We start from the raw sequence: 7232 nt of genomic DNA on the forward strand, positions 1-7232 counted from the left end.
GGGCGGGCGTGGCGGTGAGATGGGTGCTCAGGCTCCGCCCGGCGTGAACGACGGACTGCAGGTCGGGGTGGAGGTAGCGCTGGGTGGTGTGCAGGGAGCCGTGTCCGGCGATCAGGCGCAGGACGTGCAGGGGGACTCCGGCGTCCGCCATCCAGGTCAGGCCGGTGTGGCGGAGGTCGTGGCGGCGCAGGTGTTCGTAGCCGAGGGATCGGACGACGTCGTCCCAGTGGGTGGCGTCGCGCAGGACGGCGGTGGTGATGCGTCCGCCGCGGGGGCCGGTGAACAACCGGGCGTCAGGTTTGTTGCCGAGGGCCAGGACGCGCTGGGCAACCACGGGGCGTACCTCCTCGATCAGCGGGACGCGTCGGGCGACCTTGCCCTTGGTGTTCTTGTCGGCCAGGCCGCCGGGGGATGGGGTGGTCTGGCGGCGTAGGGTCCAGATCCAGTTCGTGGTGTCGATGTCCTTGACCCGCACGCCGGAGACCTCGCCGATGCGGGCGGCGGTGCAGGCGGCGAAGGTCACCACGTCACCCCAGCCGGGGTACTGGTCGGCGGAGCGCGCGACGAGTGCTGTGGCGAGTTCCTGGAGGGCGTCCCGGTCGGGCAGGGCGAGGGCGCGGGGGTCGTGGAGTTCGTCCTCGGCGAATTGGTACTGGCGCTGCCACCCTGTAATGCGGGCGGGGTTGGCGGTGATGAGGCCGTCGCGGACGGCTTGCTCCATGACACGGACCAGGACGGCAAGGGTGTTCTTGACGGTGGAGCGGCCTTCGCCGTCGGCGATCCAGGCGTAGGCGGTGCGGTCGACGGCTCCGTTGGTGACCATGGTGACCGGCAGGTGTCCCAGCGCGGGCACGACGCGCAGCCGCCAGCCGGCCAGATACGGGTCGGTGGTCTTGCCCTCCAGGCCGCGCAGTGCCAGCGTCATGTGGGTGTTGCCGTATTCGGCGAGGGTCTGGGTCGCGGTGGCCGGGTTGATTCCGCGGGATGCGGAGGCGAGCAGGGAGTCGATCCACTCCTGCGCCGACTCCTGGTCGGGGTGCATCTGGGCGACCGAGCGGCGCTGTTTGGTGGAGGGGTCGGTCCAGCGAACGCGGGCCGTGTAGGGGAGTTTGCGGCCGGGACGGTACTCGATGTCATCCGACAGCGGGACCGCGATGGGGAGCTGGTGGCGGTAGGGCACGTCAGACCGCCTTCCGTCGGGCGCCGGGTGTGGTGCGCCGCTCGTCCAGCAGGTGTGCAGGTCGACGGTGTCGTAGAGGACGACGCGCTCCGAGAGACGAATGAACGGCGGTCCCTGCGGCGGCCGTTCGGCACGCCAGCGCCGCACGGAGGACGGGTCGACCCTCAGCAGCCGGGCCACTTCCTCGGTTGTCAGCAGCGATGAGGTCGGTTGGCCTGCCGGGGCGGCTTCGGCGGAGTGAATCGCCCCGGGTTTGATGGAGATATCGAAGACCCGGAAGGATCCGATCATGGCTGCTCCCCGTAAGTACCCCGACGAACTGCGTGAGCGTGCGACGCGTCTGGCGATCGAGGCCCGTAAGGACCCGGTTGGCCGGGCCGGCGCGATCAAGCGCATTGCCGACCAGCTCGATGTGCACCCCGAGGCTCTGCGGGGCTGGGTTAAGCGGGCCGAGACCGACGACGGTCTGCGGGCGGGTACCCACCAGCGCGGAGGCCACGCGGATCGCCGAGCTGGAACGTGAGGTCAGGGAACTGCGCCGGGCCAACGCGATCCTGAAGTCGTCGGCGACTTTCTTCGCGGCGGAGCTGGACCGTCCACTGCACTGAAGGTCGCCTACATCGACCAGCACAAAGAGGAGTTCGGCGTCCAGCCGATCTGCGACGTCCTGAAAGGCACGGACGCCGAGATCGCATCGAGCACCTATTACGCCGCCCATGCCCGGCCCGAGTCCGCCCGCGCGGCCCGTGACCGGGAGCTCATCGAGGAGATCCGCGTGATCCACTCCGACAACTACGGCGTCTACGGCGCCCGCAAGGTCCACGCCGCGCTGCGGCGCACGGGCCGGCCGGTGGCCCGCTGCACTGTCGAGCGCCTGATGCGGGCGGCCGGCCTGCGCGGCGTGATCCGGGACAAGAGCCCGCGCACCACCCGGCCCGCCCCGGAGACCGACCGACCCCGCGACCTCGTCGAGCGGCAGTTCACCGCACAGGCGCCCAACCAGCTGTGGGTGGCCGACATCACCTACATCAAGACGCACTCGGGCTGGGTCTACGCGGCGTTCGTCATCGACGTCTTCTCCCGCATGGTCGTCGGCTGGCAGGTCGCCACCAGCCTCTACACCGAACTGGCCCTGGACGTCCTGGAGATGGGCATATGGAGACGCCGGCACACCGGCACCGACCTGGCCGGACTCATCCATCACAGCGATCGCGGCGTGCAAGCTGGACTCAACCGGTCGTTGCAACACTGAGCTTCTTCGACGTGGCCACCGATCGGGTGATGGCTGTGAGCCGCAACGGGCGAGGCCCCGGGCTGTTGATCGAGATGTCTGACGTCTCAATCACACTGCTGGGGGGCCCCGTTGGTCGTCTATCCTGCCGCACTCGACCTGCCTCATGCGCTCGTGGAGTGGGTGACCATGCTGATCGTCACCCGCGAGGGTGACCGGCGCTGCAAGCTCCGCCCGTCGCATCGCGCGATGGTGGCGCTGGTCTATCTGCGAGAACACATCACCCTGGCGAAGATCGCAGCCGGGTTCGGGATCAGCGAGTCCACCGCCCACGCCTACACCAACACGGTCATCGGCCTGCTCGCCGAACGAGCGCCGGGCCTGCTGAAGGTCCTGCGGGAGGCAGACCCCGAGTTCGTCCTGTTGGACGGCACTCTCGCCGAATGCGACCGCGTCGGCGACAGCCGGGCCGACTACTCGGCCAAGCACCGCCGCCACGGCGTGAACGTCCAGGTCGTCACCGACCCGGAAGGCCGGCTGCTGTGGCTCTCACCCGCGCTCCCGGGCCGAGCCCACGATCTCACCGCCGCCCGCACCCACCACATCATCCGCACATGCGAACGCCAAGGGATGCCCATCCTGGCCGACCTCGCCTACCAGGGCGCCGGCCCCTGGCTGACCACCGGCATCAAACGCAAGCCCCTGCAGGAACTCACCCCCACCGAAATGACCCTCAACCGCGCCCTGGCCGCAGCACGGGCACCCGTCGAGCGCGGCATCGCACGCCTGAAGTCCTGGCGGATCTTCCGCCGATCCCGATGCAGCCCCAACCGCATGACGTCAATCGCCAAGGCCATCCTCACCCTGGAGCGGCAACGCTGAAGGGGCTCAGTGTTTAACCCTCCAGGCGGGGACCGTCGACCACGATCACCATCCAGGACTGCCGCCCCTGCACCACCCCGGCAGCAGCACACCGCCCGGTACTCCCAGCACGCCCGAGGACCACCTCGGCGAGGACGACGACGCCCTCAAGGCCGCCGCCCGCGCCCAGATGCTCACCTTTCTCGCCCTGCAATCCGCCCCGGCGTCACGCTTGCGGACGGTCGCGCTGTCCAGCGACCGCACCACCCGCCGGCGCCGCCGCGACGTGCTGATCACCCCCTTGGAGGACGACGAGGCAACTCTCGCCGCGCGCACCGTCGCCTGCGTGGCGGCCATCTACACCGATGACGCAAACCGCCGCACATGGGCCCGCGCCCTCAGCCTGGACGACTTCCTCACCTGCCGCATCCCCGGCACCGACCTGCAACTGGGCATGTCGAGCCGCTTGCGCCCAGCCCCGCCCCTCCAATCTCATGATGGCTGGTTACTGTCGAGTCGCCCTCTACGGTCGTGTTTGGCGTTTGGTATCCTCCCTAGAGGAGATTTCGAGAATCTTCATCGGATATACCCGAAGATGGGGCGTCTACAGGGATGAGTGCTTACATGAGTGCTTTATCGAGGGTGAAGCAGGTGGCAGTGGCCGCAGGCGCGATCACGTTGCTGGCAGGGGTGGTGGTGGCGGGAACAGCAAGATCGGCTTCCGCTGCTGTGCCGCACACCTTCAAGGTCTGCGCGTACGGCAACTACACGGCTCAGGCAGACATTCCTCAGCAGGGCGGGTTCGCGACGTATCTGATCTTCCCCGGCCAGTGCCAGCAGATCCCCATTGCCGAGGGCAGCACGTACGGGGATGTGTGGGGCTTCTACAACACCAACCCCGACCAGAAGTTCTACGTCGGTACGGCTGGCTTCAACTCGGCCACCGGGTGGACCGGCGGTGCTGAGGGGACGACTACGAGCCCCTACCTGGTGAACTTCCACTAGTGTCCTGAGTCGTTAATTCGGTTGCGGTTGTAGGGTGGGTCGGTGCCTGGTCCGAAGCCGTTGCCGTTGGAGTTGTCCGATCACGAACGCAGGTTGCTGCGGGGCTGGTTGCGCAAGCAGACCGCCTCTCAGGCGCTCGTGTTGCTGGCGTGTGCGGAGGGCCGCTCGAACGCGCAGGTCGCCGATGACCTGGGTGTCTCGAGGGAGACGGTGCGCAAGTGGCGGGCCCGGTTCGTTGCGGACCGACTGGAGGGCCTGGTGGACCAGCCCCGCTCGGGGGCGCCGCGGAAGATCACGGACGAGCAGGTCGAGGCCCTGGTCGCCAGGACACTCGGCAAGTCGCCGCCGACGGGTGATTCGCACTGGTCGACGCGTTCGATGGCCCAGGTGGCGGGCATGTCGCAGTCGGCTGTCTCGCGGATCTGGCGGGCGTTCGGCCTCAAACCGCACATCGTGGAGACGTGGAAGCTGTCGACCGACCCGCAGTTCGTGGACAAGGTCCGCGACGTGGTGGGCATCTACCTCGCCCCGCCCGAGAACGCCTTGGTCCTGGCGGTGGACGAGAAGTCGCAGATATAGGCTCTGGACCGGACCCAGCCCGTGCTGCCCATGGCACCGACGACGCCGGCGAAGATGACGCACGACTACGTCCGGCACGGCACGACCAGCCTGTTCGCCCCACTGGACATCGCCTCGGGCTCGGTCATCGCCCAGCACTACCGCCGCCACCGCCACCAGGAGTTCCTGCGCTTCCTGAAGGTCATCGACGCCGCCGTCCCCCAGCACCTCGAACTCCACCTGATCCTGGACAACTACGCCACCCACAAGACCGAACCGGTCAAGAAGTGGCTGCTCCGGCACTGTCCTTGCCGAAAACCTCGTCCGTGCAGGTCATGCGGCATGTTGGTATTCGTGGAGGATGCCGCCGAGTCGGTCGTTTTTTCGTATGTCGAGGTGGGCAATTCGCCCTGGATCGCTGATCGGGGGCGGCAGTGGTTGCAGGGGGCGGGCGTTGGCGATGCCCTGGTGCGGTCGGTGCTCGTTGTAGAAGTGCTCGAACTCGCGCAGGGCGTGATGCAGGTGGCGGTGGTTCCATATGAGGGTGCGGTCCAGGAGTTCGTGGCGGCAGGTCTGCACCCATCGCTCCATGATCGAGTTCATGCGTGGCATCCGTACGCCGCTGGGTACGACCTCGATGCCGGCGTCGGCGAGGATGGTGTCGAACAGGGCGGGGAACTTCCCGTCGCGGTCCCGGATCAGAAACCGTGCCCGGCTGCCAGCGTCTTCGAGGTCCATGACGAGGTTCCTTGCCACCTGGATCATCCAGGCCGCGGTGGGATGCGCGGTCGCGCCCAGGATGCGAATGCGCCGGTTGGCGTGCTCGATCACCGCGAATACGTAGAGCCGGGCTCCGGACAGGGTGATGGTTTCGAAGAAGTCACACGCCAGCAGGGCGTCGGCCTGGGAGTGCAGGAAGTCGGCCCAGGTGCTTGATGCCCGTTCGGGTGCCGGTGGGATGCCGGCGTCGTGCAGGATTTCCCAGACCGTGGACGCGGCTACCTTCACGCCGAGAACCAGCAGCTCGCCGTGCACGCGCCGGTACCCCCAACTGGGGTTGTCGCGGACCAGGCGCAGTACGAGGGCCCGGATGGAGCGGACGGTGCGCGGCCGGCCTCCGCGGTGGGGCCGGGATCGGGCAGCGTGGCGCCGTGCGACCAGGTCCCGGTGCCAGCGCATTACCGTGTCCGGCCGCACCAGCAGCCGCATGCGGCGCAGCGCCTCCTTCGGGAGGTGGTGCAGCAACGCTGCCAGGAAAACTCGGTCCCGCGGATCGAACTGGACTCGCTGCCCGCTCAGTTGCCGCTCCAGCACGGCGATCTGATGGCGTAGCGCCAGGATCTCGACGTCCTTGTCCCGGTCGCTCATCGGCAGCAGGCGCAGCATCGCGAACACGCTCGACACGCTGAGGTAGGCGAGTTTCAACAGCACGAGAGCTCATCATGCCGAGGCGATCGTCATCCCCGCCAGAGCACTACGGCAGCCTGCGCATCCGACGGGACGGAGATCCCGGCACACTGGTTCTGACCAGGGTGGATGAGGTTATCGGCAAGGGCAGGGTTGACCTGCGGGATTGGCTGCGCCAAGTGCGCTCGCCGTTGGTTTGTAGGGTTCTCTCGCCGAAAAGAGCACAGGTCAGAAGACCGTGTGCGTTTTGGCAGGTACAAGATAGGCTCTGACCGGCATTGCTGCTGTTCAGAGCCTTTTTCCGGAGTGCCCCCGGCAGGATTCGAACCTGCGCACACGGCTCCGGAGCGTTGCCAAAGCTTACGTTTTCGCAGGTCAACGCGTTTCCTGGCGAATCGTCAGGCGTGTCCCGTCACAAATACGTCACGGGCTCGGACCTCGAATATGACGAGCCGTCAGGTTGGTCGAGGGGTTCGTCCGCTGGATTGGCCTCCTGGGATTTATACCCCCGTCGGACGCTGGCAGTCGAGGGCGCCGTGCCCGGTGCGAAGAGGGCCTGGGGTGCCCCCGGAGGAGTTCACCGTGTGTAGCGGATCTCGTGGTGGAGCCGGTTTGCACTGCTCTGGGCGGGGTCCGTCCAGACCGTGCTTCGTGATCCTGGCGGTGTCCGTGTCGCGTGGGCTCTTCGTCCCGGCAGCCGAGGTGGATGGGTTCGTGGCTCCCCGAGCTCCCTATGAAATCAGCTCGGGGCGGGTGTGTGGTGGTGTCTGCGGGGTGTCATCACCCGTTCGGGTGAACGGGGTGTGCGGTGGGCTGAGGAAAGGGCCCGGTGGAGCGTATGTGAATGGTGTGCGAGGCGGGGCGGAGGGTCGGTGGGGTAAGGCCGGCTTCCTGTCGGTGCTTGAGGCGTTCGGGTGATCTGTGGGCGGGTTCTCATTCTCTGCTGGGAGGGGCTGGTCGGCGTGGTGCAGGGCGGGGTTGTGGTATCGG

At 67.5% G+C, this 7232-nt stretch carries 8 protein-coding genes; 6 read left to right on the forward strand and 2 right to left on the reverse strand.

What is annotated here, in order from left to right; all coding sequences use genetic code 11:
• Window positions 1-1471: tyrosine-type recombinase/integrase (locus V7E46_RS31060; protein WP_333771532.1), on the reverse strand; the 1471-nt coding region annotated here is incomplete at its 3' end.
• On the opposite strand from V7E46_RS31060, the gene V7E46_RS31065 reads away from it, so the two are divergent.
• The 6 genes from V7E46_RS31065 to V7E46_RS34025 all read left to right on the forward strand — a co-directional run bounded on the left by V7E46_RS31065 (window position 1470) and on the right by V7E46_RS34025 (window position 4856).
• Window positions 1470-1703: a transposase gene (locus V7E46_RS31065; protein WP_333771533.1), complete on the forward strand. Its 234-nt coding sequence runs from the start codon at window positions 1470-1472 to the stop codon at window positions 1701-1703. The genes V7E46_RS31060 and V7E46_RS31065 overlap by 2 nt on opposite strands.
• Before the next feature lie 132 nt (window positions 1704-1835).
• Window positions 1836-2432, forward strand: coding sequence for an IS3 family transposase (locus V7E46_RS31070; RefSeq protein WP_333771537.1), 597 nt, complete (start codon window positions 1836-1838; stop codon window positions 2430-2432).
• Between the two features lie 111 nt (window positions 2433-2543).
• Entirely contained in the window at window positions 2544-3293 is a 750-nt protein-coding gene (locus V7E46_RS31075) for a transposase family protein (RefSeq protein ID WP_333771534.1), read from the forward strand.
• Window positions 3294-3462: 169 nt separating this feature from the next.
• Complete coding sequence (locus V7E46_RS31080; protein WP_333771535.1) at window positions 3463-3888, forward strand: hypothetical protein; 426 nt, start codon at window positions 3463-3465, stop codon at window positions 3886-3888.
• An 8-nt stretch (window positions 3889-3896) separates the two neighbouring features.
• Entirely contained in the window at window positions 3897-4277 is a 381-nt protein-coding gene (locus V7E46_RS31085; RefSeq protein ID WP_333771536.1) for a hypothetical protein, read from the forward strand.
• A gap of 138 nt (window positions 4278-4415) precedes the next feature.
• Window positions 4416-4856: an IS630 family transposase gene (locus V7E46_RS34025; protein WP_443054407.1), complete on the forward strand. Its 441-nt coding sequence runs from the start codon at window positions 4416-4418 to the stop codon at window positions 4854-4856.
• A gap of 312 nt (window positions 4857-5168) precedes the next feature.
• On the opposite strand, the gene V7E46_RS31095 is transcribed toward V7E46_RS34025, so the two are convergent.
• Entirely contained in the window at window positions 5169-6266 is a 1098-nt protein-coding gene (locus tag V7E46_RS31095) for an integrase core domain-containing protein (RefSeq protein WP_333771538.1), read from the reverse strand.
• Window positions 6267-7232 lie beyond the last annotated feature (966 nt).

It is taken from the genome of Streptomyces sp. IBSBF 2435 (genome assembly GCF_036815005.1).
GTDB lineage: Bacteria > Actinomycetota > Actinomycetes > Streptomycetales > Streptomycetaceae > Actinacidiphila.